This window comes from Streptomyces sp. NPDC003720, from assembly GCF_042875075.1.
In the GTDB taxonomy this organism is placed as follows: Bacteria; Actinomycetota; Actinomycetes; order Streptomycetales; family Streptomycetaceae; genus Streptomyces.
Genome location: NZ_JBIANZ010000001.1, coordinates 622,501 through 646,454 on the forward strand (window position 1 = coordinate 622,501; position 23,954 = coordinate 646,454).

23 protein-coding genes are annotated in these 23,954 nt (G+C 73.2%); 9 read left to right on the forward strand and 14 right to left on the reverse strand.

Translation table 11 applies throughout. The annotated features are described in order from the left end of the window. Window positions 1-56: 56 nt before the first annotated feature. A complete protein-coding gene (locus ACFYU0_RS03125) occupies window positions 57-686 on the reverse strand; it encodes an alpha-ketoglutarate-dependent dioxygenase AlkB (protein WP_389297407.1) in 630 nt (209 codons plus the stop codon). 141 nt (window positions 687-827) lie between these two features. Here ACFYU0_RS03125 and ACFYU0_RS03130 point away from each other — a divergent pair, with 141 nt between their 5' ends. Both ACFYU0_RS03130 and ACFYU0_RS03135 read left to right on the forward strand, forming a co-directional pair. Beyond that, window positions 828-1,457, forward strand: coding sequence for a TetR/AcrR family transcriptional regulator (locus ACFYU0_RS03130; RefSeq protein WP_389297408.1), 630 nt, complete (start codon window positions 828-830; stop codon window positions 1,455-1,457). Window positions 1,458-1,483: 26 nt separating this feature from the next. Continuing rightward, window positions 1,484-3,166, forward strand: coding sequence for an FAD-binding dehydrogenase (locus tag ACFYU0_RS03135; RefSeq protein ID WP_389297410.1), 1,683 nt, complete (start codon window positions 1,484-1,486; stop codon window positions 3,164-3,166). 33 nt (window positions 3,167-3,199) lie between these two features. Here ACFYU0_RS03135 and ACFYU0_RS03140 read toward each other — a convergent pair whose 3' ends face one another. Next, complete coding sequence (locus ACFYU0_RS03140; RefSeq protein ID WP_351661216.1) at window positions 3,200-3,550, reverse strand: DUF488 family protein; 351 nt, start codon at window positions 3,548-3,550, stop codon at window positions 3,200-3,202. A 170-nt stretch (window positions 3,551-3,720) separates the two neighbouring features. Between ACFYU0_RS03140 and ACFYU0_RS03145 the strand changes: the two genes are divergently transcribed. Beyond that, entirely contained in the window at window positions 3,721-5,148 is a 1,428-nt protein-coding gene (locus ACFYU0_RS03145) for a M1 family metallopeptidase (RefSeq protein WP_389297411.1), read from the forward strand. Between the two features lie 69 nt (window positions 5,149-5,217). Here the strand turns inward: ACFYU0_RS03145 and ACFYU0_RS03150 are convergent, their stop codons facing one another. Continuing rightward, the gene (locus ACFYU0_RS03150; protein ID WP_351673402.1) at window positions 5,218-5,469 is read right to left on the reverse strand and encodes a WhiB family transcriptional regulator; all 252 of its coding nucleotides are present in this window, start codon (window positions 5,467-5,469) and stop codon (window positions 5,218-5,220) included. Window positions 5,470-5,592: 123 nt separating this feature from the next. Continuing rightward, window positions 5,593-6,813 carry a saccharopine dehydrogenase C-terminal domain-containing protein gene (locus ACFYU0_RS03155; protein WP_351673400.1) on the reverse strand — a complete coding sequence of 407 codons (1,221 nt, stop codon included), beginning with the start codon at window positions 6,811-6,813 and terminating at the stop codon, window positions 5,593-5,595. A 162-nt stretch (window positions 6,814-6,975) separates the two neighbouring features. Between ACFYU0_RS03155 and ACFYU0_RS03160 the strand changes: the two genes are divergently transcribed. After that, complete coding sequence (locus ACFYU0_RS03160; protein WP_351673398.1) at window positions 6,976-7,683, forward strand: TetR/AcrR family transcriptional regulator; 708 nt, start codon at window positions 6,976-6,978, stop codon at window positions 7,681-7,683. Between the two features lie 31 nt (window positions 7,684-7,714). On the opposite strand, the gene ACFYU0_RS03165 is transcribed toward ACFYU0_RS03160, so the two are convergent. Beyond that, complete coding sequence (locus tag ACFYU0_RS03165) at window positions 7,715-8,599, reverse strand: LysR family transcriptional regulator ArgP (RefSeq protein ID WP_351673396.1); 885 nt, start codon at window positions 8,597-8,599, stop codon at window positions 7,715-7,717. A 66-nt stretch (window positions 8,600-8,665) separates the two neighbouring features. Between ACFYU0_RS03165 and ACFYU0_RS03170 the strand changes: the two genes are divergently transcribed. Both ACFYU0_RS03170 and ACFYU0_RS03175 read left to right on the forward strand, forming a co-directional pair. Beyond that, window positions 8,666-9,280, forward strand: coding sequence for a LysE/ArgO family amino acid transporter (locus ACFYU0_RS03170; protein ID WP_351673394.1), 615 nt, complete (start codon window positions 8,666-8,668; stop codon window positions 9,278-9,280). A 117-nt stretch (window positions 9,281-9,397) separates the two neighbouring features. Next, the gene (locus ACFYU0_RS03175; RefSeq protein ID WP_389297414.1) at window positions 9,398-10,723 is read left to right on the forward strand and encodes an MFS transporter; all 1,326 of its coding nucleotides are present in this window, start codon (window positions 9,398-9,400) and stop codon (window positions 10,721-10,723) included. Window positions 10,724-10,767: 44 nt separating this feature from the next. Here the strand turns inward: ACFYU0_RS03175 and ACFYU0_RS03180 are convergent, their stop codons facing one another. Together ACFYU0_RS03180 and ACFYU0_RS03185 are read right to left on the reverse strand one after the other, a co-directional pair. Continuing rightward, a complete protein-coding gene (locus ACFYU0_RS03180; protein ID WP_351673390.1) occupies window positions 10,768-11,223 on the reverse strand; it encodes a cyclic nucleotide-binding domain-containing protein in 456 nt (151 codons plus the stop codon). 257 nt (window positions 11,224-11,480) lie between these two features. Beyond that, window positions 11,481-11,723 carry a hypothetical protein gene (locus ACFYU0_RS03185; RefSeq protein ID WP_351673388.1) on the reverse strand — a complete coding sequence of 81 codons (243 nt, stop codon included), beginning with the start codon at window positions 11,721-11,723 and terminating at the stop codon, window positions 11,481-11,483. Window positions 11,724-11,846: 123 nt separating this feature from the next. On the opposite strand from ACFYU0_RS03185, the gene ACFYU0_RS03190 reads away from it, so the two are divergent. Both ACFYU0_RS03190 and ACFYU0_RS03195 read left to right on the forward strand, forming a co-directional pair. Further along, a complete protein-coding gene (locus tag ACFYU0_RS03190; protein WP_389297415.1) occupies window positions 11,847-12,281 on the forward strand; it encodes an ATP-binding protein in 435 nt (144 codons plus the stop codon). A 233-nt stretch (window positions 12,282-12,514) separates the two neighbouring features. Further along, the gene (locus tag ACFYU0_RS03195; RefSeq protein WP_389297417.1) at window positions 12,515-13,378 is read left to right on the forward strand and encodes an RNA polymerase sigma factor SigF; all 864 of its coding nucleotides are present in this window, start codon (window positions 12,515-12,517) and stop codon (window positions 13,376-13,378) included. Between the two features lie 51 nt (window positions 13,379-13,429). Here the strand turns inward: ACFYU0_RS03195 and ACFYU0_RS03200 are convergent, their stop codons facing one another. From ACFYU0_RS03200 to ACFYU0_RS03220, 5 genes are all read right to left on the reverse strand, one after another. Then, a complete protein-coding gene (locus ACFYU0_RS03200; protein ID WP_351673404.1) occupies window positions 13,430-15,646 on the reverse strand; it encodes an FUSC family protein in 2,217 nt (738 codons plus the stop codon). Window positions 15,647-15,743: 97 nt separating this feature from the next. Further along, window positions 15,744-15,953: a DUF4287 domain-containing protein gene (locus ACFYU0_RS03205; protein WP_351673383.1), complete on the reverse strand. Its 210-nt coding sequence runs from the start codon at window positions 15,951-15,953 to the stop codon at window positions 15,744-15,746. Window positions 15,954-16,044: 91 nt separating this feature from the next. Then, entirely contained in the window at window positions 16,045-17,418 is a 1,374-nt protein-coding gene (locus ACFYU0_RS03210; RefSeq protein WP_351673381.1) for an NAD(P)/FAD-dependent oxidoreductase, read from the reverse strand. 214 nt (window positions 17,419-17,632) lie between these two features. After that, entirely contained in the window at window positions 17,633-18,067 is a 435-nt protein-coding gene (locus tag ACFYU0_RS03215) for an ATP-binding protein (RefSeq protein ID WP_389297420.1), read from the reverse strand. Window positions 18,068-18,240: 173 nt separating this feature from the next. Next, window positions 18,241-20,145, reverse strand: coding sequence for an AMP-dependent synthetase/ligase (locus ACFYU0_RS03220; RefSeq protein ID WP_389297421.1), 1,905 nt, complete (start codon window positions 20,143-20,145; stop codon window positions 18,241-18,243). A gap of 151 nt (window positions 20,146-20,296) precedes the next feature. On the opposite strand from ACFYU0_RS03220, the gene ACFYU0_RS03225 reads away from it, so the two are divergent. Continuing rightward, a complete protein-coding gene (locus tag ACFYU0_RS03225) occupies window positions 20,297-20,530 on the forward strand; it encodes a DUF6480 family protein (protein WP_351673375.1) in 234 nt (77 codons plus the stop codon). A gap of 40 nt (window positions 20,531-20,570) precedes the next feature. On the opposite strand, the gene ACFYU0_RS03230 is transcribed toward ACFYU0_RS03225, so the two are convergent. After that, window positions 20,571-21,659 (reverse strand): glutamate--cysteine ligase, encoded by a 1,089-nt coding sequence (locus ACFYU0_RS03230; protein WP_351673373.1) that lies wholly within the window; start codon window positions 21,657-21,659, stop codon window positions 20,571-20,573. 91 nt (window positions 21,660-21,750) lie between these two features. Beyond that, window positions 21,751-23,952 carry a 1,4-alpha-glucan branching enzyme gene (glgB, locus tag ACFYU0_RS03235; protein WP_389297424.1) on the reverse strand — a complete coding sequence of 734 codons (2,202 nt, stop codon included), beginning with the start codon at window positions 23,950-23,952 and terminating at the stop codon, window positions 21,751-21,753. Between the last annotated feature and the right edge of the window lie 2 nt (window positions 23,953-23,954).

A 23,954-nucleotide genomic window follows, 5' to 3' on the forward strand; every position in this document is an offset into this window, starting at 1 on the left:
GGGGACAGCCAACCAGACCGTGTTCCGCCTGCGTCGGCGAGGGGCCGCCGGACGTGTCACCGCACCCCGTGAGGGCGGAACTGGACGCTGATCCGCGGACCGGCCGCGTGGGCCGTCTTGGGCACGCAGTGCTCCCAGGTCCGCTGGCAGGAGCCGCCCATCACGATGAGGTCGCCGTGCCCGAGCGGCCGCCGGACGACCGGGCCGCCGCCTCCCGCGGGGCGCAGCAGCAGGTCCCGGGGCACGCCGACGGACAGGATCGCGACCATCGTGTCCCGGCGGGCGCCGCGCCCGATCCGGTCGCCGTGCCAGGCGACGCTGTCCCTGCCGTCGCGGTAGTAGCACAGCCCGGCGGTGGTGAACGGTTCGCCCAGCTCCTCGGCGTAGCGGGCGGACAGGGCGTCCCGCGCCTCGGTGAGGACGGGGTGGGGCAGTGGGTCCTGGGCCGCGTAGAAGGCGAGCAGCCGCGGTACGGCCACCACGTTGTCGTACATCTTGCGGCGCTCCGCCCGCCAGGGGACCTCGGCCGCCAGCTCCTCGAACAGGGCGTCGGCGCCGCTCAGCCAGCCCGGCAGCACGTCGATCCAGGCGCCGGAGCCCAGCTCGGTGCGGCGCAGCCCGTCCAGCGGGCCGAGCCGCAGCTCGTCGGTCTGGTCGAACAGGGAGCCCTGGAGGTGCGTGGCCATGGGGCCAGCCTACTCCTTAATCGAAAATATGTTCCCAGTGAGGGCGTGCGTGCCGGCGCCCGGCCGCGAATCCCTCGCCGGACACCCTTTCGATACATCGGTGTATCGGATACATTCCCGTATCCGAAGGGAGGTCCCGCCATGACGGCCGAGGACGGCACGGCCCCGCGCGTCACCCGGCGGCGGGCCCGGACCCGGGCGAACCTGCTGGACGGCGCCTTCGCGGTGTTCGCCGCCAAGGGGTTCGGACGGGTCTCCATCGAGGAGGTATGCGAGGCCGCCGGCTACAGCCGGGGCGCCTTCTACTCCAACTTCGCCACCCTGGACGAGCTGTTCTTCGCCCTCTACCGGGAGCGGGCCGACCTCATCGCCGGCCAGGTCGCCGACGCGCTCGCGCAGGACGGGCCCGGCCTGGACGTCCCGGCCTCGGTGGACCGGGTCGCCGAGGTCCTGCTGCTCGACGTGGACTGGCTGCTGGTCAAGACCGACTTCCTGGTGCACGCGGCCCGCGACCCGGCCGTCGCCCAGGCGCTCCTGGACCACCGCGCCCGGCTGCGCGAGGCCGTCGCCGACCGCCTCGGCCGGGCCCGGGGCCACACCGAACTGCCCGCCGTGCTCGGCGACGCCGACGGCGCCGCCCGCGCGGTGGTCGCGGCCTACGACGGCGTCACCACCCAGCTCCTGCTGGACAAGGACGTCGACGCCGCCCGCGGCTGGCTGAAGCAACTGCTCACCGCCCTGCTGACCGACGGCAGCGGCGCCCCCGGATGAAGCGCGGACGGAAGGACACGGACGCCATGGCCGCCAAGGACGCGGACGTCATCGTCGTCGGAGCGGGCCTCGCCGGCCTGGTCGCGGCGCACGAACTCAACCGCCAGGGCCGCAGGGTCGCCCTGGTCGACCAGGAGAACGCCGCCAACCTCGGCGGCCAGGCGTACTGGTCCTTCGGCGGGCTCTTCCTCGTCGACTCGCCCGAGCAGCGCCGGCTCGGCATCAAGGACTCCCTCGACCTCGCCTGGAACGACTGGCAGGGCAGCGCGCGGTTCGACCGGGTCGCCGACGAGGACTCCTGGGCGGTCCGCTGGGCCCGCGCCTACGTCGAGTGGGCGGCCGGCGAGAAGCGCTCCTGGCTGCGCGGCCACGGCATCGAACTGCTGCCCACCGTCGGCTGGGCCGAGCGCGGCGACCTCAGGGCCGCCGGCCACGGCAACTCCGTGCCCCGCTTCCACATCGCCTGGGGCACCGGCACCGGCGTGGTCGGGCCCTTCGTCGAGTACGCCCGGCAGGCGGCCCGGGACGGACTGCTCACGTTCCACCACCGCCACCGGGTCGACGAACTGGTCATCGAGGACGGCACGGCCCGCGGCGTGCGGGGCACCGTCCTCGCCGCCGACGACTCACCGCGCGGCGCCGCCTCCAGCCGCGAGCGCGCCGGCGACTTCGAACTGACCGCCGGGGCCGTGATCGTCACCAGCGGCGGCATCGGCGCCGACCACGACATCGTCCGCCGCTACTGGCCCGAACGGCTCGGCACACCCCCCGCCGAGATGGTCACCGGCGTCCCCGCCTACGTCGACGGCCGGATGCTCGACATCAGCGCCGAGGCCGGTGTGCGCCTGGTCAACCGGGACCGCATGTGGCACTACACCGAGGGCCTGCAGAACTGGGACCCCGTCTGGCCCGGCCACGGCATCCGCATCCTGCCGGGGCCCTCCTCCGTCTGGCTCGACGCGCTCGGCCGCCGGCTGCCCGAACCGTGCCTGCCCGGCTACGACACCCTCGGCACGCTGGAGTACCTGCGCACCACCGAGGACATCGCCGGGTACGACCACTCCTGGTTCATCCTCACCCGGAAGATCATCGAGAAGGAGTTCGCGCTCTCCGGCTCCGAGCAGAACCCGGACATCACCGCCAAGGACCGCAAGGCCGTGCTGCGCGACCGGCTGCTGGGCAAGGGCGCCCCGGCGCCGGTGCGGGCCTTCCTCGACAACGGCGCGGACTTCGTCACCGCGGGCACCCTGGAGCGGCTGGTCGAGAAGATGAACGCCCTCACCGCCGAGCCGCTGCTGGACGCGGCCGAGGTGCGCCGGCAGATCGAGGCCCGCGACCTGCAGATGGCCAACCCGTACAGCAAGGACGCCCAGGTCCAGGGCATCCGCAACGCCCGCCGCTACATAGGCGACCGGCTCGGCCGGGTCGCCTCCCCGCACCGCATCCTGGACCCGGAGGCGGGCCCGCTGATCGGCGTCCGGCTGCACGTGCTGACCCGCAAGACGCTCGGCGGCATCCAGACCGACCTCGACTCCCGGGCGCTCGGCGCCGATGGCGCCCCGATCGAAGGGCTGTACGCGGCGGGCGAGGTGGCGGGCTTCGGCGGCGGCGGAGTCCACGGCTACAACGCCCTGGAGGGCACCTTCCTCGGCGGCTGCCTCTTCTCCGGCCGCGCGGCGGGACGGGCGGCGGCGAAGCAGACGGGCTGACGACGGGCCGGACCCCCACCGCGCGGCCGTCGCTCAGCCCCGCACCAGTTCCGCCAGCACGGAGGCGTGGCTCTGCTCCGGCGTCTTCGACGCCGTGAGCAGCGTCACCCGCCCCTCGCGCACCGACGTGCGCAGCCCGTCCAGGAGTTCGGCGGCCTCGGGAGCGGCGAGTTCGGCCTCGTAGCGGCCGCGGAACTCCTCGAAGGAGCCCTCGGAGCCGTGGAACCACTTGCGCAGCTCGTTGGACGGCGTGAGCCCTTTCGGCCACTCGTCCACCTGGGCCTCGTCCTTGGACACCCCGCGCGGCCACAGCCGGTCCACCAGGACCCGCAGTCCGTCGTCCGCCTCCGGCGGTTCGTAGATCCGGCGCACGCGCACGCTCACGGTCGGGGCCCCTCTCGGGTCGCGGACGGTGCCGCGAGCCTACTGCCGTGAACGGGGGCCACCGGGCGGCGACGCGGCGTGACTTGACCGGAATGAGGGCGAAACCGGATCGGCTCCGCGCCTACCCTTCTGGCGAAACGATCTTTCACCACCCCCCAGGAGGAGCGCCCGTGACGCCACAGCGCAGACAGGCCCCCGGCCGACGCACCGCAGTTCTCCGCCGCGAGGCCGTCCTCGCCACCGTCCCCGTCGCCGTGGCGGCGCTGCTCGGGGCCGCCGGCCCGGCGGCGGCCGGCACGACCGGCGCGGCCGGCGCGGGCGACCCCTACTTCCCGCTCAGCGGCAACGGCGGCTACCACGTCGGCCACTACGACCTGACGCTCCGTTACGACACCGCCTCCCGGCGCCTGGACGGCGAGGCCGTCCTCACCGCGCGCGCCACCCAGCGGCTGAAGCGCTTCGACCTGGACCTCTCGGGCCTCAAGGTCACGGCCGTCACGGTCGGCGGCCGCCCCGCGGCCTTCCGCCGCGACGGCCAGGAACTCGTCGTCACGCCGGCGCACACCCTGAGCGCGGGCCAACGGTTCCGGGTCACCGTCGCCTACCACGGCACCCCCCGTCCGGTCACCGACCCGGACGGCTCGGCGGACGGCTGGATCCCCACGGACGACGGGGCGTTCGTCGCCGGCGAGCCGCAGGGCGCGATGACCTGGTTCCCGGCGAACAACCACCCCAAGGACAAGTCGTCGTACGACTTCACCATCACCGTGCCCAAGGGGCGCACCGCCGTCGCCAACGGCGTCCTGCGCGGCACGCGCACCGCGCACGGCCGCACCACCTTCCGCTGGCACCAGGCCGAGCCCATGGCCGCCTACCTGGCCACCGCCACCGTCGGCAAGTTCCAGGTCGAGCGGTACACGACCCGCGACGGCGTCCAGGTGTACAACGCCGTCGACCCGCGCGAGGCGCGCGCTGCGGCGCCCGTGCTGAAGAAACTGCCCTCCGTGCTGAAATGGGAGAGCAAGCTGTTCGGGCCGTACCCGTTCCGGGCCGCCGGGTCCATCGTCGACCACGCTTCCGACGTCGGTTACGCGCTGGAGACCCAGAGCCGGCCCCTCTACGACTCGGCGCCCGACGTGGCCACCCTGGTCCACGAGAACGCCCACCAATGGTTCGGCGACTCCGTCTCGCTGACGGCCTGGAAGGACATCTGGCTCAACGAGGGCTTCGCGACCTACGCCGAGTGGCTGTACGCGGAACAGCACGGCGGCGCCGGCGCGCAGAAGGCGTTCGACGCCCTGTACGCCCGCCCCGCGAGCGACCGTCTGTGGTCCTTCCCGCCCGGTGACCCCGGCAGCGGGGAGAACATCTTCGACACGCCCGTCTACGCCCGGGGCGCGATGACCCTGCACGAACTGCGCCGGGCCGTCGGGGACCGGGACTTCTTCCGCATCCTGCGCGCCTGGGCGGACGCGCACCGGACCGGGCACGGCACGACCGCCCAGTTCACCTCACTGGCCGAGCGGCTCTCCGGCAAGAAGCTGGACGGCCTGTTCCACACCTGGCTGTACGGGCGGGGCAAGCCCGGCCGGTCCTAGAAGCGGAAAGCGCCGCCGGGGCATGACTGCCCCGGCGGCGCTTTCGGTGGACGGCGTCCGCGACCCCGTTCAGCCGGAGCGTTGCCGGGAGCGGACGCGGCGCCTGAGCGCGCGCCGCTCCATCTCGGTCGTGCCGCCCCAGACGCCGATGCTCTGGCCCGTGTCCAGGGCCCAGTCCAGGCACTGTTCCCGCACCGGGCAGCCCGCGCACACCGCCTTCGCCTGCTGCGCCTGCACCTGCGCAGGGCCCGTGGTGCCGATGGGGAAGAAGAGGTCGGGGTCCTCATGACGGCACGCGGCATGTTCGCGCCAGTTGTCCATCGAAGTCTCCTCCGGTCCGAGTCGTCCGTGCCAGTCGAATGGTTGCTTCCATTTCGGGTGACCGGTCGGGGCGGCATGAAACAGGAAGCCGGACTTTTCGCCGCGGCGCGGGCCGCGCCCCGGTCACTGCTCGCGCATTCCCCAGGGGGAGCCGTACGCGGTCAGCAGGTCGAGGAACGGGCCGGCGGGGAAGGCCTCCGGGCCGAGGACGCCGGTGCCCGACCAGGCGCCGGTGGCGAGGAGTTCGAGGGCGACGACCGGATTGACCGCCGTCTGCCACACCACCGCCTGGCACCCGTACTCCGCCATGGACCACTGGTTGTCGACCACGTGGTACAGGTACACCTCGCGCGGCGCGCCGTCCTTCGTGCCGCGCACCCAGGTGCCCGCGCAGGTCTTGCCGCGCATCCGCTCGCCCAGCGTCGCCGGGTCCGGCAGGCACGCGGCGACCACGTCCCGCGGCGAGACCGCCACCGGCCCGCCGGGGCCCGGCACGGTCACCGGTTCGGTGCGGTCAAGTCCCAGGCGGTGCAGGGTCTTCAGGGTCTCGACGAACTCCCGGCCCAGCCCGTACTTGAAGGTGACCCGGTCCGCGCCGACCCAGCGCGGCATCAGCAGCACCTCCTCGTGCTCCACGTTCACGCACTCCACCGGTCCGATCCCCTCGGGGAAGTCGAACACCTCGGGCTCGCTGAACGGGGCGGTGGTGAACCAGCCCCGCCCGGACTCGTACACGACCGGCGGGTTCAGGCACTCCTCGATGGTGGTCCAGATGCTGAAGGACGGCGCGAAGTCATAGCCGTCCACGGTGAGATCGGCGCCGTCGCGGACGCCGATCTCCTCGACGGCGTCGAAGAGCTCGTCGGCCGCGTAGCGGGCGAACACGTCCGACAGGCCGGGCTCCACCCCCATGCCGACCAGCGCGAGCGCGCCCGCCTTCTCCCACTCCGCGGCCAGCGCGAACTGCTCGTCGCCCAGCTTGACCCCGCACTCCTCGTACGGCCGCTCGGGGTGCGGCCGGGACAGCGACATCGCCATGTCGAGGTAGGTCGCGCCGGCCGCGCGCGCCGCCCGGAACAGGGGCATCACGAACCGCGGGTCGGTGGCGTTGAGCAGCACGTCGCAGCCGTGCCGGGCGAGCAGCGCGGCGACCTGGGCCTCGTCGCCCGCGTCGACCTGTTCGGCCCGGAACCGGGCGCCGGACCCGCCGAGGGCCGCGACCGCGGCCTCGGCCCGCGCGGGGTCGTAGTCGGCGACCACCATCAGGTCGAGGAACGGACGCCGGGCCGCGATCCGGGTGATGGCGGTGCCGACCCCGCCGGCTCCCACGAGCAGTACACGCATGACGAAAACTCCCTGCCTGACACGAACGACAACGGTCATGGACGACAACGGTCACGAACGGAACATCGGGGCAGGCGCGCCTTGCCCGGAATCCAACGCCGGACGGTGGCGTAAGGTCAATGGCGTTGGCATAAGCCGGCGCGCAGGCAGGAGGGAGCCGCTGTGCCCAAGCCCGTGGTGCCCGAGGAGAGACGCCGCCGGCGCCGTCCGACCCGCGCCGGCACCGTGCTGTCCGAGAAACTGATCGTCGCGACCGCGCTGAGACTGCTGCGCGAGCACGGCAGCACCGGGCTCACCGCCCGCCGCCTCGGTCTCGCCCTGGACTGCGATCCCAGCACGCTGTACCGGTACTTCCGGGGCATGGACGAGCTGACCCTGGCCATCGGCGACGCGCTCATCGGCGAGGCGCTGGCCGGCTGGGAGCCGACCGGGCAGTGGCGGGCGGACCTGCGGACGATCGGGCTGCGCCTGTACGGCGTGTACGTCGCGCACCCGCAGGCGGCGCTGCTCACCGCCAACCGGGTCACCGGCCGCGCCCACGAGCTGGCCGCCGACGAGGCGGTGCTGGACGTCCTGCGCTCGGCCGGGTTCCCGCTGCCGGAGACGGTCCGCGTCTACCACGCCTTCATCGACCAGACGCTGGCCTTCGCCGCCCTGGACTCGGCGTCACTGGCGCTGCCCAGCGCCTCCCAGCGCGCCGACGAGGACAAATGGCACTCCACCTACGCCCGCCTGCCCCACGACACCCACCCGCGTATCGCCGAGGCGGCCCCGATGCTGGCCCGGCGCATGGTCACCAGCGCCTACCCGACGGCCCTGGAGATGCTGCTGGACAGCGCGGCCGGACGGCTCGGCGCCCGGAATCCCTGAGGGCGCGGCCGACGCCCGCCGCGGGCCCGGATCACCGGCGCAGCGCCCGGGACGCCGCCCGGGTCACCGCCTCGGCCAGCGCCGCCAGGGCGGGGGAGTCGAGCTTCCACTGCTGCCAGTACAGCGTGACGTCCACGCTCCGGTCCGGCGCCAGCAGCACGAGGCGGCCCGCGGCCAGCAGCGGGCCGGCCTGCGCCTCCGGGAGCATGCCCCAGCCGAGCCCCGCGGCGACCGCGTCGGCGAAGCCCTCGGAGGTCGGCACATGGTGCCGCAGCGGGCTCGCGGCCCCGCGGCCCAGCCGTCTGACGAAGCCGTCCTGGAAGTCGTCCTTGCGGTCGAAGACCACGACGGGCGCGTCGGGCAGCAGATCCGGCAGGGGGCCGTCCAGATACCGCGCGGCGAACTCCGGCGCGGCGGCCGGCAAATAGCGCATCCGGCCGAGCGCACGCACCGAGCAGCCCGGGACCGGGTCGGGCGAGGAGGTCACCGCCGCCATCACCAGCCCCTCGCGCAGCAGCGCCGCCGTATGGGCCTCGTCCTCCCGGTGCAGCTCGAAGCAGAGCCCGGGCGCCTGGGCGAGCGCCCCGAGGAACCACGTCGCGAGTGAGTCCGCGTTCACCGCGACCGACACCCGCGTCGGCTCCCCGGCACCGCTCAGCCCCAGCTCACCGCGGGCGTCCCGCTCCAGCCTGGCGAGCTGCCGGGCGAACCGCACCAGCACCGCCCCGGACTCCGTCGGCCGCACCGGCTTGGTGCGCTGGAGCAGCACCCGGCCGGTGCGCTGCTCCAGCGCCTTGACCCGCTGGCTCACCGCCGACGGCGTCAGCCGCAGGGCCGCGGCCGCTGCGTCGAAAGTGCCCTCGTCCACCACGGCGAGCAGGGTCCGCACCTGTTCGAGGGGAAGCTCCGACATCACGAGTGCTAATGCTACGTAAAAATGTTTAGCTGTACGTCCGGTGATCGCCTGTCTAGCGTCGAGGGCATGAACCACGCCCTGACCGCCGCGGCCGCCGGATTCGGCACCGGGCTCTCCCTGATCGTCGCCATCGGCGCCCAGAACGCCTTCGTCCTGCGGCAGGGGGTGCGCCGGGACGCCGTGCTCGCGGTGGTCGGGATCTGCGCCCTGTCCGACGCGCTGCTCATCGCGCTGGGCGTCGGCGGCGTCGGCGCGGTCGTGGTGGCCTGGCCGGGCGCGGTGCGCGCCGTCGGGATCGTGGGCGGCGCGTTCCTGTTGTGCTACGGCGCCCTCGCCGCCCGCCGCGTCCTGCGGCCCGGCGACGGACTGCGCACGGAGGGCGAGGCGGCGGGCTCCCGGCGGCGGGCGGTGCTCACCTGCCTGGCGATGACGTGGCTCAACCCGCACGTCTACCTGGACACCGTGTTCCTGCTGGGCTCCCTCGCCGCCGACCGCGGCCCGCTGCGCTGGACCTTCGGCCTCGGCGCGGCCCTGGCCAGCCTCTGCTGGTTCGCCGCCCTCGGTTTCGGCGCCCGGCTGCTCGGCCGGGTCCTCGCCCGGCCCGCCGCGTGGCGGGTTCTGGACGGCCTGGTCGCGCTCACCATGCTGGCGCTCGGCGCCGCCCTGGTCCTCGACGCCTGACCGCCCGCGCCGGCGCCGGGGCAAGAGGTGGTCGGGCTGCCGCAGGAGTTCCTGCGATAGTGGGGCCTCGAATCGAAAGATGTATCGAGCAACCTCTGACGAGCGACCAGGAACCCCGTGGACACCAGCGAGAGCAGCGACACCGAACCACAGACCGCCGGCACCGGACCCGGCGCCACCGACGCCGGCGCCCCGCCCGCCCCGCCCGGACGCGGCTGGCGCCGCTGGGCGATGGACACCCGGCCGCTGCGCATCCCGGCCTTCCGGCGCCTGTGGTCGTCGACCATCGTCACCGCGGTCGGCAGCCAGCTGACCGCCGTCGCCGTGCCCAAGCAGATCTACGACATCACCCACTCCTCGGCCTGGGTCGGCTACGCGAGCCTCGCCGGGCTGGTGCCCATGGTGGTGTTCGCGCTGTGGGGCGGGGCGGTCGCCGACACGGTGGACCGGCGCAAGCTGCTGCTGGTCACCAACACCGGGATCGCCGTGACCTCGGTGCTGTTCTGGGCGCAGGCCGTCACGGGCCTGGACTCCGTCGTCGTGCTCATGCTGCTGCTCGCGCTGCAGCAGGCGTTCTTCGGCCTGAACTCGCCGGCCCGCAACGCCTCCATCGCCCGCCTGGTGCCCGCCGGCGAACTGCCCGCGGCGAACGCGCTCGGGTCCACCGTGATGCAGACCGGCCTGGTCGCGGGGCCGCTGCTGGCCGGTGTGCTGATCCCGGTGATCGGGCTGCCCGAGCTGTACCTGATCGACGCGCTGGCCCTGTGCGTCACCGTGTGGGCGGTGTTCCGGCTGCCCGCCCTGCCGCCGCTCGGGGAAGGGCCCGCCCGGCGGGCCGGACTGCGCGAGATCGTGGCGGGCTTCCGGTACATCTCCGGCCACAAGGTGCTGCTGCTGTCCTTCCTCGCCGACATCGTGGCCATGGTTCTCGGCATGCCCCGCGCCCTGTTCCCGCAGCTCGCCGCGGAGACCTACGACTCCTGGGGCGCGGGCCTGGCGCTCGGCGTGCTGTTCGCCGGCATCCCGGTCGGCGCGGTGCTCGGCGGACTGTTCTCCGGCGTCTTCTCACGGGCCCGGAGGCACGGCTGGATGGTCGTCGGGGCGGTGGTCGGCTGGGGCGTGGCCATCGCCGGCTTCGGGCTGAGCGGCAACCTCTGGGTGGCCTTCGCCTTCCTCGCCGCGGCCGGCCTCGCCGACATGATCTCCATGGTGTTCCGCGGGGCCATCCTGCTGTCCGCCGCCACCGACGACATGCGCGGCCGGATGCAGGGCGTGTTCACCGTGGTGGTGGCGGGCGGCCCGCGCCTGGCCGACGTCCTGCACGGCACCGCCGGCTCGGCGTTCGGCCCGAGGGCGGCCGTGGCGGGCGGCGGCGCGCTGGTGGTCGTGGCGATGCTGGCGCTGGCCGCCGCCGTGCCGGCCCTGCGCCGCTACCGGATCTGACGCGGCCGCCCACGGGACGGCGCGCGGCGGCCGTCCCGGCGGGCTCAGAGCGGTCCGCGCCGGCGGACCGCGTACTGGTCCATCAGCTTGCCCCGGGTGGTCTCCAGCCGGTGGGCCAGGATCTCGGCGACCGTCCGCACCAGCGACAGCCCGAGCAGCGGGTCCTCCACGCTCAGCGCGAGCACCGACGGCCCGTCGAACTCGTAGGCCCGTACGTTGCTGAAGGCCACCGCGCCGAAGTCCCACTGGTACGGCGGGAACAGCCAGGACCAGCCGAGCATGTCGCCCGCGCCCAGCGTGGCCACCGTGACCCGCTGCCGGGACGTGACCTGCTGGTCCAGATGGACCGCGCCGGAGCGGATCACCCAGAAGCGGTCGGCGGTGCCGCCCGGCTCGAAGATCCGGGAGTCCTCCGGGAAGGAGACCTCCTTGGCCAGTTCCATCAGCCGCTCACGTTGCGCCTGCGGCAGGGCGGTCAGCAGTTTTATCGCTTTGGTCATGGCGCGGGACTCCTCGCCGGCAGCGGTCGGGGTGTGTTCCCCAAGCCCATTTCAGCCGCTGCCGCCGTCCCGGGCACCTCGAAGGAGCGGCGCCTGCCCCGCTGACCTGTCCCCGGGCATGAAAAAGCCCTGGCTGGACGGGGGAGGCCAGCCAGGGCCGTATGCGGTGGTGAAGGAGGACGGTTCCGGTCGACCCCGTCACCACGTATGTATGAACGATAAACCATCTTGCGGTCATTCACCCAATCGGGAGCGGGTCAGGTGACCTGTTTCACCCCGGTCCGTTCCGCCGGGGCCGAGCCCGGATCGACGATCTCCTCCAGCACGCGCAGCACCGCCTCGTACGCCCCGGCCCGGACGGACGCCTCGCGCGCCCCTTCCGGGTCGGTCGCCGTCAGGCCCTGTGCCCGCTCCTGCCAGACCCTTTCCTGATCGGCCGCCCAGTCCTTGCCCCGCCTGATCCGCCGCAGCAGTTCGTCCGCGTCCACGACATCCGTCATACCGTCCGCCTACCCGCCCCGCGCCGAGTGATGACAGCGGCACCGAACGTGTTTGAGTGCGCGGGGAGGGGTCAGCCGGAATGAGAGACCCGGCGAACCGGGCGGCGGCAAGGGAGGGAAGGCATGCGTGAGACGCGAAGGACCCACTCCCCGGCGGGAATGCGAGAACCGTGCCGGACACTGCCGTGCCGGCCGGCGGACGCCCGCAGAACCGTCGAGCGGGTGGTGGCCGAGCGCTGCCGCACCCGCGCCATCCCCTGCGACGACGACGCGCTGGACGACGTCCTGCTGGTCACCTCCGAACTCGCCACCAACGCCATCCTGCACGGCGGGGGCATCACCGGCTTCGACGTCGACGTCGACAGCCGCGGGGTGCGCGTGTCGGTCAGCGACGGCAGCGACGACGTCCCGGTGGCCGAGGCGCCGGTGGACGAGCGCGGCCGCAACCGGCTCGGGGGCCGTGGCTGGCCCATCGTGTGCCTGCTGGCCCGCGACGTCAGCGTCGCCGGGCTGCCCCGCGGGGGCAAGCGGATAACCGCCGTCGTACCGCTGGGGTGAGAGCGGTAGGAGAAGTTCCGTTAGCGGCGTTTGCCGCGCATGTGCAGGGGCAGACGGAACCTCGTGCTTCGGACCGGAGGCGCGTGCCCGGCGTGGAAACGCCGCAGGCCCCCTCCGGAGGCCTGCGTACCCGTACCCCACCCCGCGGCGAACCCTGACAGCACCGTTCGGGCCAGGACCGCGGACCACGGTTCGCTCCCGGGCCCGGAAACCACGTTCAGGAGCGATTCCGCATGCTGACCGATGAGTCGACTAGCCCTTCCGGCACGCCCGGCACCACCACCGCCGCCAACGCGACCTCTCCGTCCGGGCGGCGGACGCATGACGACGCCCCCGTCACCGCGGACCTCTTCGCCCGGCTGGCAGAGCTGGAGGACGGTCCCGAGCGGGAGGCCGTGCGCGACGAACTGGTGACCGCCTGGCTGCCCATGGCCCACCGCATAGCGGGCCGCTTCCGCGACCGGGGGGAGTCGGTGGAGGACCTGCGGCAGGTGGCCGCCCTCGGGCTGGTGAAGGCCATCGACCGCTTCGACCCGTCCCGGGGGGCCTTCGAGAGCTACGCGGTGCCCACCATCACCGGCGAGGTGAAGCGGCACTTCCGGGACCGGATGTGGGCCCTGCGGGTGCCCCGCCGCGTCCAGGAACTGCGCAACCGGGTCCGGGTGGCCCGGCGCGAACTCACCCAGATGCCCGGCAGCCCCGAGCCCACCGCCGCCGACATCGCGGCCCACACCGGCCTCACCGAGGAGGAGGTCGCCGCCGGAATGGAGGCGCTGGAGAGCTTCAGCACCCTCTCGCTTGACGCCGAACTGTCCAGCGGCGACGACGGCTACAGCCTCGCCGACACCCTCGGCGCGTCGGACGGCGCGTACGACGTGGTCTTGGACCGCGAGGCAGCCAAGGAGGGCCTGCGCCGGCTGCCCGAGCGGGAGCGGGCCATCCTCTACATGCGCTTCTTCGAGGACATGACGCAGAGCCGGATCGCCGACCGGCTCGGCATCTCCCAGATGCACGTCTCCCGGCTTATCAGCCGAAGCTGCGCCCGGGTGCGCGACGAGGTGCTGGGTCAGCGCCAGGGCGGCCGGAAGTCCCGGTGACCACCCGTTCCGGGCCGGGTCCGCGCCAACGGGCCCGGCCCGGGTGTACGGTCACCTCACGCGTGGCTCGGGCGTGACGCCGAGCGGACGCCCGAGGCCCGACACCGCCTCGTCCAGCCGCTGCAGATGGCGCAGCACCCGGTCGGTCACCCTGCCGTAGCGCGGGCTGCTCAGCGTCCCCGGTTCCAGCAGGGACGCGATGCTGGGGCCGGTCTCGATCGTCGCCGCCGACCGCGGATCCGCCACGTGCGCGGCGATCGCCTCGATGTTCCGCACGATCCGCCGGCCCACCGTCCGCAACCGCGGATCCGCCGCTATCGACGCGTGCGTGGGCAGCAGCTCGGCCGTGGCCGCCAGCGAACGGGCGTGATACGCACAGGTCTCCAGCAGCGCCATGACGTACCGGGCGGTGTCCCGCCGCGAGCGCAGCGGCGTGACCGGATGGGTCAGCGGCTGGGTGGCGGCCCGCAGATCGGCCAGCGCCTGGTCCAGCTCGCGGGCCTTGTCGACCAGGTCGACCGGCAGTCCGCCGCTGAGCTGGTCGGCGGCGGCGCGGGTGACGTCCGCCAGCTTCTCCAGCACGTCGACGAGCAGGTCGTTGGTCCGCCGGTCGGTGTGGATCGGCAGCACCAGCGCCGCCGCGATCACCCCGCAGGCCGCGCCCAGCGCCGTCTCCTCCACCCGCAGCACCAGCACGGACAGGCTGTAGGTGTTCAGCAGCGTGTACAGCAGCCCCAGCATCGCCGTGACGAAGAACGACATCAGCGTGTACGACAGGGGCGCGGTGTAGAACATCGTGAAGACGAACAGCAGCACCAGCGCGAACGCCGTCCACGTGTGGTTCCCGACCAGTCCGGCGAGCCCGATGCCGGCCACCACGCCCAGCACCGTGCCGAGCAGGCGCCGGTAGCCCTTCACCAGGATCTCGCCGGTGGAGGAGGTGTTGATGAACACGATCCAGCAGGTCAGCACGGCCCAGTACCAGCGCTGGCTGGACAGCAGCTCACCGCCGGCGATGGCCAGCGCGGAGCCGACCGCGACCTGCACGGCGGCCCGGGTGGTCGGCCGCCCCAGCCCGGCCGCCTCCGCCTTGTCCGCCTCGTCCTCCTCGCTGCCCTCGATGGCCGCGTCCTCGGCGTCCAGCTCCTCGCGGGAGCGGGCCGTCGCCGGGGTGTCGTCGGACTCGTCCTGTGGCCCGTCCAGGGCGATCCGCAGACCGAGCACGGCCCGCCCGGCCTCGCCGATGCCCCGGAAGACGTCCTGCACGGCCGGTGAGGCCTTCGGCAGGTTCTCCTCCTCGCGGTAGCCGAGCAGCCGGTTGCGCAGGTGCGCCAGCGCCGTCCCCGAGGCCTCGCCGGCCGGCCGCATGACGAGCAGCCGCAGGGCGGCCAGATCCCGCCGCAGCTGCGCCGTGGCCCCGTCGCGCACCGGCAGTTCGCCGCCCGACGGCAGGGGAGCGCCGGGCAGGTGCAGGGTCAGGGTGTCGGTCCGCTCGGCGCTGCGCGCGGTGAGCAGCAGCAGCCCGAGCCGCTCCGCGGCGATCTCGGCGTCCGCGATCCGGCGCTGCAGCAGCCGTGCCGTCGCCTCGTCGGCGGTGCCGTCCGCCAGCCTGCCCTGGATCATCAGCGCCGTCTCGTGCAGCCGCGCGGTGCGGGTGCGCAGTTCCTCGAGCACCTTGTCCACGTCGTCGGGACCGGCGTCCAGCAGTTCGAGCTGGGTGCCGAAGAGCTGGCCGAGTCGGGCGCGGAACGCGCGCCGCAGCCGGTCCAGCGTGCCCGCCGGGGTCTGCGGCAGCAGGACGAAGCGGGCCAGGGCGGCGCAGCCGAACGCCAGGGTGATCACGACGTACAGGGCGGGCAGCGTGGCCGGCGTCGCGTGCACGAACAGCGAGAGGAAGTAGATCTGGAAGCCGACCAGGCCCAGCGCCGTGCCGCGGTCGCCGAACCTGCGTCCGTAGACCGCGCAGAAGATGAGCACCACGAAGAACAGGTCGCCCACGACGACCCGCTGGTTGAGCAGCGCTCCCAGCGAGACCGAGGCGAGGGCCACCGGCAGTCCCAGTGCCAGGGTGACGGCCTGCTGGGGGCGCTGCTTCTCCCGGATGGCGAAGGTCGCGACCATGGCCGAGATGGCGCCCGCCACGAGCTGCGGCACCGGGACCCCCAGCACGCCCAGCACCGCCAGGGTCAGGGCGATGGCGGCCACCGTGCGCAGACCCGCGGTGAGCCGGAGCAGTCCGGGATCGGACGCGGCCAGCCGGTCCCATATCCGTGCCCACCCAGACCGAACCGCTTGCCTCACGCCGCCGCGCTCTCTCTTCCGTGCCGTACTTGATCTACGAACCAGCATGGCACGAGGAGCCGGACTACTCGCCCTCGGCCAGCGTGTGCGCCACCAGGGCGTTCGCGTGGCCGTGGCCGAGACCGTGCTCGTCCTTCAGCCAGGCGACCAGTTCCATGTGCCGGGTCAGCGGCGAGGAGCGGATCAGCTCCTGCCACTCGCCCACCGGGCGGCCGTACTTCTTCTCGATCGCGGGGAAGTAGCTAGCCGGGCCCTTGACGGTCTTCTCGGTCATGCGGTGTCCCTCCGGGTGATGTGTCCTGATCACAGGGAAGGACCGCCGACCGGCTGGAGAGTATCGGCGGTCCCCGGTGATCCCGGTCACATCAGGGGCTGCCCGCGGTCTGCCCCTCCACCCGGGCGCGCACCTGCTCCGGGGTCAGATAGGAATCCGTGTACTCGAAGTCCTTCAGCCGGGCCGGCCTGCGCGCCTGGAAGCCGGTGCGCACGAAGTCGTCCCCGGCCACCGCGTTCAGCAGCCAGTTGGTCACCACCCGCGTCTTGGCGACGTTGGTGCGCAGCGCTCCGAGGTGGTAGCCGCGGGCCACCGCCTGGGCCGGGAGACCGCGCAGCTCGACGCCCAGCGGCTTGGACACGGCGTCCTTGCCGCCGAGGTCGACGACGAGGCCCAGGTCGCGGTGCACGTACGGTTCGAGCGGCTGGCTGCGCAGGGCCGCGATGACGTTGTCGGCGACCTTCCTGCCCTGGCGCAGCGCGTGCTGGGCGGTGGGCGGGCAGATCGAGCCGTCGCCCTTGGCCACGTCCGGCACGGCCGCCGAGTCACCGAGCGCGAACACCCCGTCGTGGCCGGGCAGGTTCATCTCGGCGTTCACCGCCAGCCTGCCCCGGACCGTCTCCGCGCCCAGGGTGGCGATGAGCGGACTGGCGACCACACCGGCCGTCCAGATCAGGGTGTGGGTCGGCACCACCCGGCCGTCGGTGAAGGTGACCTCCTCCGCGCCGGCCTTGTCGATCGACACGCCCAGCGAGACCTCGATGCCGCGCCGCTTCAGGATCTCCTGCGCGCTGCGGCCGAGCTTGTCGCCCAGCTCCGGCATGAGCTTCGGCGCGATGTCGATCAGATGCCACTTGATCAGGCCCGGGTCCAGCCGCGGATAGCGCCGCACGGCCGCGTGCGTGAGCCGCTGCAGGCACGCCGCGGTCTCCGTGCCCGCGTAGCCGCCGCCCACCACCACGAACTGCAGCCGCGCGGCCCGCTCGGCCGGGTCGTCGCTCGCGTCCGCGAGGTCGAGCTGCGAGATGACGTGGTCCCGGATGTACGCGGCCTCGGCGAGGGTCTTCATGCCGAAGGCGTGCTCGGTGAGCCCCGGGATGTCGAAGGTGCGGGTGACGCTGCCCGGCGCCAGCACGATGTAGTCGTAGCGTTCGTTGACGATCTTGTCGGTGATCGTGCGCACCACGCAGACCTTCGACTTCAGGTCCACGCCGATCGCGCCGCCCGGGATGATCCGGGTGCGGTACTTGCTGCTGCGGCGCAGCGACAGGGCGATCGACTGCGGCGTGAGCACACCGGAGGCGACCTGGGGCAGCAGTGGGAGGTAGAGCTGGTAGGCGAACGGCGTCACCAGGGTGACGTCGGCCTCCTCGGGCGTGAGTTTCCGCTCCAGGCGGCGGACGCACTCGACTCCGGCGAAGCCTGCGCCAACCACCAGGATCCTGGGTCGTGTCACGGTGTCCATCCCTCTCTGCGGCTCCAGGCGGTCCGACTTGACGTCGTTCGCCTGCCCCGGATCGCTGCGACCAAGTCGATCCCATCGCGACTCGGGCCGTTCCGCCAGCCGGGTGCGGCAGGCAGACGAACGCTCCAGGGGCACCGGCGTGCCCCCGCGCAGCCGGAGTATCCGGATACCGCACGACTACACGTGGCCACCGGGAACGGGCCCGCGTGGCCCGTCACCAGGGCAGGAACACATGGATGTCCTTGCCCTCGTCCTGGACCACGACGCTCACCTGGTCGCACAGCGTGTGCACCAGGTGCCAGCCGATGCCGCCGCCGCCCGCGTCCGGATGGAAGGGCCGCGGCTCGGGCCGGGTGGTGCTGCTGTCGTGCATCGTCACGTGCACCCCGTCGAAGGTGCGGCGCATGTGCAGGCCGAACGGCCCGGGGGCGTACTGGATGACATTGGCGGCCAGCTCCGTGACCACCAGGAGGATGTCGTCCCAGTACTCCGGCGCCGCCGGCGGGACGCTCCGCGCCAGGTCGCACAGGAACTCCTCGGCGGCGAGCCGGGCGCCCGTGACATTGCGCAGCTCGCCCGGGAAGGAGTACGTGCGCTCGTACCTCTCCTCCGAGGGCGGTGTCTCATCCCAACGCGGCTCCGTCGACATCTCGCATTCCCCGGCCCCGGCGTCGGGGGCCGGGCGGCCCCTTCCGACCAGGGCGGTCGTCGTTGCTGATCACTTCATTGCTGCGGGTTCCCACAGCCGGGCCGGATATCCGTCCCGCTCGCCACCCCGCGTCCGCGCCGGGGCCGGCCCCTCCCCGGCGGACCGCGCACCCTCTAGCGGAAGACGCTGTCCGGCTCGTCCCAGTCGGCCGGCTCCGGGACGGACGGCCGCCGCGCGGCCCGCGACCGGGCCGCGTACATCGCGTCGATCTCGGCGGCGTAGTGCCGCGCGATGGCGTCGCGACGCAGCTTCAGCGACGGCGTCAGCAGACCGTTGTCCGGGGCGAACGGCTCCGGGAGGACACGGTAGACCCTGATGGACTCGGCGCGGGACACCGCACTGTTGGCCGAGGCGACGGCCCGTGCGATCTCCTCCATGAGCGCGTTCTCCTCGCGGGCCTCCCGGCCCGGCGACTCGCCCTGCAGCGCGAGCGCCGCCCGCCAGTGCGCGAGGAACTCCGGGTCCAGGGTGATCAGGGCCCCCACACAGGGCCGGTCCTCGCCCACCACCACCGCCTGGTGCACCAGCGGGTGCAGCCGCAGCCGCTCCTCCAGCGGCGCCGGCGCCACGCTCTTGCCGCTGCTGGTGACCAGGACGTCCTTCTTGCGGCCGGTGATCGTCAGGTAGCCCTCGGAGTCGAGCCGGCCGATGTCCCCGGTGGCCAGCCAGCCGCGGTGCAGCGCGTTCCGGCTGCGCCCCTCCTCGCCGACGTAGCCCTGGAACACCGACGGGCCGCGCACCAGGATCTCCCCGTCGTCCGCGATCCGGACCTCGGTCCCCGGCAGCGGCAGGCCCACGGTCCCGGACTTCTCCCGGCCGAGCGGCTGCATGGTGATCCCGCCGGAACTCTCGGTCAGACCGTAGCCGTCGTGGATGCGCAGGCCGATGCCCTCGTAGAACAGGGACAGTTCGCGGCCGAGCGACGAGCCGCCCGAGCTGCCGTGCGTGGCCCGGCCGCCGAGCGCCTCGCGCAGCCTGCGGTACACCGTCCGCTCGTACAGGGCGTGCTGCAGCCGCAGGTCCAGGCCCGGACCCGCGCCGCGGCCGAGCCGTCTGCGCTCCTGGGCCTCCGCGAAGTCCCGCGCCGTCTGCGCGGCCCGCTCGAACAGGGCGCCGCGGCCCGCCTCGTAGGCCGTCCGCAGAAAGGTCTTGTACAGCTTCTCGTACACCGACGGCACGCCGTACAGGTACGTCGGCCGGAAGGTGCGCAGCGCCGAGGCGAGTGCGGCGCCGGTCATCTCGGGCTCGTGCGCCATCAGCACCCCGCCGCGCAGGCACACCTGCTGGATCATGATCCCGTAGACATGGGAGAAGGGCAGGAAGGCGAGCACGGACGGCTGTTCGCCCGGCGGGGCCGCGGTGTGCCCCCAGCCGGCCAGCAGGGTGTCGCACGGGTACGCCAGGCCGCGGTGGCTCAGCGCGCAGCCCAGCGGCCGGCCCGAGGTGCCCGAGGTGTAGGCGATGGCCGCCGTCGCGTCCGGCAGCACGATCCGGCGCAGCGAGTCCACCGTGGTCAGCGGGACCAGTGCGCCCCGCTCGGCCAGCAGGGGCAGGGCGCCCGCGTCGAGCTGCCAGACGTGCCGCAGGTGCGGCAGGCCCGCGCACACGGTGCCCACGGTCATCGCGCCCTGTTCGTCCTCCACCACGATCGCCACGCAGCCGGCGTCCCGCAGGATCCACTCCACCTGGTCCCGCGAGGAGGTCGGGTGCACCGGGACGACCTCGGCGCCGACGCTCCACAGCGCGTGGGCGAACACCGTCCACTCGTACCGGGTCCTGGCCATCAGGGCCACCCGGTGCCCGGGCGAGATCCCGGCGGCCACCAGACCCTTGGCCAGGCCGGTCACCTCGTCGCGCAGCTCGACCGCCGTCACCTCCTCCCAGCCGCCGGGCGCCGTGTCCGCACGGCGGGCCAGGACCGGCAGGGCAGGGGTCCGCTCCGCGGTCTCGAAGACGTTGTCGGCGAGCCCGCCGGTCAGCGGGCGCGGGGCGGATGGAGCGAGGGCGTCGACGCGCATGCGCTGCTCCCGGGGTGTACAGAGGGTGACTCCGCCGGTCGGCTCTGTGCCGGCGGTGCTCGAATCTAGCCCAGGGAAACGGTTTCGGGACCCGGAACAGGCAAGTCGTGATCGGGTGATGATCTGGGCGTGTCCGGGGGACTCGGGAGGCATGACTCATGTGAATCCCGATCCGGAGCCCGAGCGGACCACCGGGCTGGAACCCGGCGGCGGCGTCCCGCCCGGCGAGACCCCGCCCGCCGAGAGCAGCATGCCCGAGGCCGGGCCCCGGGAGACGCACAATCCGACCAAGGGCTGGGCCAAGGCGCCGCTGACGCTGATCCTCGTCCTCGTCGCCCTGATCGCGGCCTTCTTCCTGGTCTACGCCCTCATCCTGATCCTCTGAGGCGCCGCCGGCCGGGCGCGTACGGGCCGAGCGGGCGCCGTCAGTCCTGTGTGCGGCGCACGCACTCGGTGACGACGTCCCGCAGGCTGCCGCCGTCCTCCATCAGCAGCCGCTGCTCGCGGGCGCCGTTGCCCCGGCGCAGGTGCTCCTCGACGGCCTCCTCCACGCGGGCCGCGTCGCCGCTCTCCCGGAGGGCGTCCGCGGTGTGCTCCAGCAGCGCGCGCAGCACCTCGGGCGCGGGGCGGGGCCGCAGGGTCCGGGGGTCGAGCAGGTTCTCGTCAAGGCCGGACCGGGAGGCCTGCCAGGCGGCCAGCCGCAGCAGGCTCACGCTGTGGTCCGCCGGCGGACGGCCGTCCCGCCACTCCCGCGCCGCCGTCTCCACCAGCGCGCGGGCCAGGGTGGCGACGAGCACGGCGGTGTCCGCGCGCAGGCACACGTCCGCCACCCGCACCTCCACGGTCGGGTAGTTCGCGGACAGCCGGGCGTCGAAGTAGACCATCCCCTCGTCGAGGATGACCCCGGTCGCCACCATGTCCTTCACCCGCCGGTGATACTCCTCGGCCGAGCCGAACAGCTCCGTGGGGCCCGCCGACGGCCAGCGGCCCCACACCCGGCTGCGGTAGCCGGCGTAACCGGTGTCCCGTCCCTGCCAGTACGGCGAGTTGGCGCTCAGCGCGGTGAGCGCCGGCAGCCACGGCCGGATCCGGTCGAGGACCGCGACGCCCTCCTCGTCGGACTCCACCGACACGTGCACATGGCAGCCGCAGACCAGCTGCTCCCGGGTGGCGATGCCGTACTGCCCCGCCATCCACTGGTAGCGGTCGTTCATGCTGATCGAGGGGCTGACCGGGAGCGGGGAGCTCGCGAGCGCGGCGACCGCGCAGCCCAGCTCCCCGGCGTGCCGCGCCGCCTCCTTGCGGCAGCGCACGATCTCCGCGCCGAGAGCCGCCATGTCCGACTGCGGATGCGTGGCGAACTCGAGCATCTGCCCGAACAGCTCCTTCTCGAAGACGTCCTGTCCGGGATCGTCCTGAGCGGCGCGGGCGAGGACGGCGGCCGAGAGCGCCTTGGGCTCGCCGCTGTCCGGGTCGACCAGAAGAAGTTCCTCCTCCACTCCCACCGTGCGCAAGGCCGTGCCGTCCTTCCGTCCGTGCCCCGGAGGGCAGCCGTGAGTCTGTACGACCCCGACTGCCCCTGGGGCGGCGGTCGACACCTGCGGGTCAGCGCTCCGGGGTCAGCCAGACCGTGGCGAGCGGCGGCAGGGTGAGGCGGAGGAACCCGTCCTCGGGCTTGAGCGCCCCGGGGGCGCCGACGCCGACACCGCCGCCGCCGTAGCGGACGTCGTCGGTGTTCAGCGCCTCCGTCCAGGCGGCGGCCTCCTCGGGCACCCACAGGCGGTAGTCGTGCCGGACGACGGGGGAGAGGTTCGACACCGCCAGCAGCGGGGACCCGCCGGCGTCGAACCGCAGGAACGCGAAGACGTTGTCGTCCGCGGCGTCGCACAGCACCCAGCGGAAGCCGCCCGGGTCGGTGTCCCGCTGCCACAGCGCGGGGGTGTCCCGGTAGAGCGTGTTCAGGTCCCGCACCAGGTCCTGGACCCCGCGGTGGTCCCCGGCCGAGCAGTGGTCCGCGTCCAGCAGCCACCACTCGGGCCCGTGCTCCTCGGAGAACTCCCCGCCCTGCGCGAACTCCTGCCCCATGAAGAGCAGTTGCTTACCGGGGTGGGCCCACATGAAGCCGAGGTAGGCACGGTGGTTGGCCCGCCGCTGCCACCAGTCGCCCGGCATCTTGGACACCAGCGCCTGCTTGCCGTGCACGACCTCGTCGTGCGAGATGGGCAGGACGTAGTTCTCGGTGTAGGCGTACACCATCGAGAAGGTCATCTCGTTGTGGTGGTACTTGCGGTGCACCGGCTCCTTCTGGATGTACTCCAGCGAGTCGTGCATCCAGCCCATGTTCCACTTCAGCCCGAAGCCGAGCCCGCCGCCGTCCGTCGGCCGGGTCACCCCGTCCCAGGCGGTGGACTCCTCGGCGATGGTCACCACGCCGGGGCAGCGCCGGTAGACGGTCGCGTTCATCTCCTGCAGGAAGGCGACCGCGTCCAGGTCCTCCCGGCCGCCGAAGACGTTCGGCGTCCACTGCCCGGAGTCGCGCGAGTAGTCCCGGTAGAGCATCGAGGCGACGGCGTCCACGCGCAGTCCGTCGATGTGGAACTCCTCGCACCAGTACACCGCGTTGGCGACCAGGAAGTTGCGCACCTCGGTCCGCCCGTAGTCGAAGACGAACGTGCCCCAGTCCGGATGCGTGGCGCGCTGGGCGTCCCCGGGCTCGTACAGCGGGTCCCCGTCGAAGCCGGCCAGCGCCCAGTCGTCCTTCGGGAAGTGCGCGGGCACCCAGTCCATGATCACGCCGATCCCGGCCCGGTGGCAGGCGTCCACGAAGTACCGGAAGTCGTCCGGGGTGCCGAGCCGGGCGGTCGGGGCGTAGTAGGAGGTGACCTGGTAGCCCCAGGAGGGGCCGTAGGGGTGCTCCATGACCGGCATCAGCTCGACGTGGGTGAAACCCAGGTCCTTGACGTACGCCGGGAGCTGCTCGGCCAGTTCGCGGTAGGTCAGGCCCTTGCGCCAGGAGGGCAGGTGGACCTCGTACACCGAGAACGGCGCCTCGTGCACCGGGGTGTCGGCGCGGTGCGCCAGCCACTCCCCGTCGCCCCACTCGTGGTGCGCGGCCGTCACGACGGAGGCCGTGTCGGGCGGCGCCTCGGTACGGCGCGCCATCGGGTCCGCCTTGAGGAACCGGTCGCCGTACCGCGAGGTGATCTCGAACTTGTATCGCGCCCCCTCGCCGATGCCGGGCAGGAACAGCTCCCACACGCCGGACGCGCCGAGCGAGCGCATCGGGTACTGCGTGCCGTCCCAGTAAGTGAAGTCCCCGGCGACGCGCACGCCCCGGGCGTTCGGCGCCCAGACGGTGAAGCGGGTGCCCGGCACGCCGTCGTGGGTCATGGGCTCGGCGCCGAGCGCCTGCCACAGCCGTTCGTGCCGGCCCTCGCGGATCAGATGCAGGTCCAGCTCGCCGAGCGCGGGCAGGAAGCGGTACGGGTCGTGCGTCTCCTGCTCGCCGCCGTCGTAGACCACCCGCAGCGTGTAGGCCGGGATCCCGTCGTACGGCAGCACGGCGGCGAAGAGGCCGCCACCCTCCGAGACGAGGTCCCGGTGCTCGCCGGCGACCACCACGCTCACGGCGCGGGCGTTCGGGCGCAGCGTCCGGAACAGGACGCCGCCCGGCACCGGGTGGGCGCCCAGCAGGGCGTGCGGGTCGTGGTGCGCGCCGCCCAGCAGCCGGTCGCGCTCCGCGGGATCGAGCGGCGGGGCCGTGACGGGCCCGGCGGACTCGGGGGGCACGGTGTCGCGCAGTGCCATGA

Excerpts from the sequence above, each read along its gene's own strand:
- ACFYU0_RS03125 (WP_389297407.1), bottom strand. The coding sequence starts at position 686 with ATGGCCACGCACCTCCAGGGCTCCCTGTTCGACCAGACCGACGAGCTG.
- ACFYU0_RS03130 (WP_389297408.1), top strand. The coding sequence starts at position 828 with ATGACGGCCGAGGACGGCACGGCCCCGCGCGTCACCCGGCGGCGGGCC.
- ACFYU0_RS03135 (WP_389297410.1), top strand. The coding sequence starts at position 1,484 with ATGGCCGCCAAGGACGCGGACGTCATCGTCGTCGGAGCGGGCCTCGCC.
- ACFYU0_RS03150 (WP_351673402.1), bottom strand. The coding sequence starts at position 5,469 with ATGGACAACTGGCGCGAACATGCCGCGTGCCGTCATGAGGACCCCGAC.
- ACFYU0_RS03155 (WP_351673400.1), bottom strand. The coding sequence starts at position 6,813 with ATGCGTGTACTGCTCGTGGGAGCCGGCGGGGTCGGCACCGCCATCACC.
- ACFYU0_RS03170 (WP_351673394.1), top strand. The coding sequence starts at position 8,666 with ATGAACCACGCCCTGACCGCCGCGGCCGCCGGATTCGGCACCGGGCTC.
- ACFYU0_RS03180 (WP_351673390.1), bottom strand. The coding sequence starts at position 11,223 with ATGACCAAAGCGATAAAACTGCTGACCGCCCTGCCGCAGGCGCAACGT.
- ACFYU0_RS03185 (WP_351673388.1), bottom strand. The coding sequence starts at position 11,723 with ATGACGGATGTCGTGGACGCGGACGAACTGCTGCGGCGGATCAGGCGG.
- ACFYU0_RS03190 (WP_389297415.1), top strand. The coding sequence starts at position 11,847 with ATGCGTGAGACGCGAAGGACCCACTCCCCGGCGGGAATGCGAGAACCG.
- ACFYU0_RS03195 (WP_389297417.1), top strand. The coding sequence starts at position 12,515 with ATGCTGACCGATGAGTCGACTAGCCCTTCCGGCACGCCCGGCACCACC.
- ACFYU0_RS03205 (WP_351673383.1), bottom strand. The coding sequence starts at position 15,953 with ATGACCGAGAAGACCGTCAAGGGCCCGGCTAGCTACTTCCCCGCGATC.
- ACFYU0_RS03210 (WP_351673381.1), bottom strand. The coding sequence starts at position 17,418 with ATGGACACCGTGACACGACCCAGGATCCTGGTGGTTGGCGCAGGCTTC.
- ACFYU0_RS03215 (WP_389297420.1), bottom strand. The coding sequence starts at position 18,067 with ATGTCGACGGAGCCGCGTTGGGATGAGACACCGCCCTCGGAGGAGAGG.
- ACFYU0_RS03220 (WP_389297421.1), bottom strand. The coding sequence starts at position 20,145 with ATGCGCGTCGACGCCCTCGCTCCATCCGCCCCGCGCCCGCTGACCGGC.
- ACFYU0_RS03225 (WP_351673375.1), top strand. The coding sequence starts at position 20,297 with ATGACTCATGTGAATCCCGATCCGGAGCCCGAGCGGACCACCGGGCTG.
- glgB (WP_389297424.1), bottom strand. The coding sequence starts at position 23,952 with ATGGCACTGCGCGACACCGTGCCCCCCGAGTCCGCCGGGCCCGTCACG.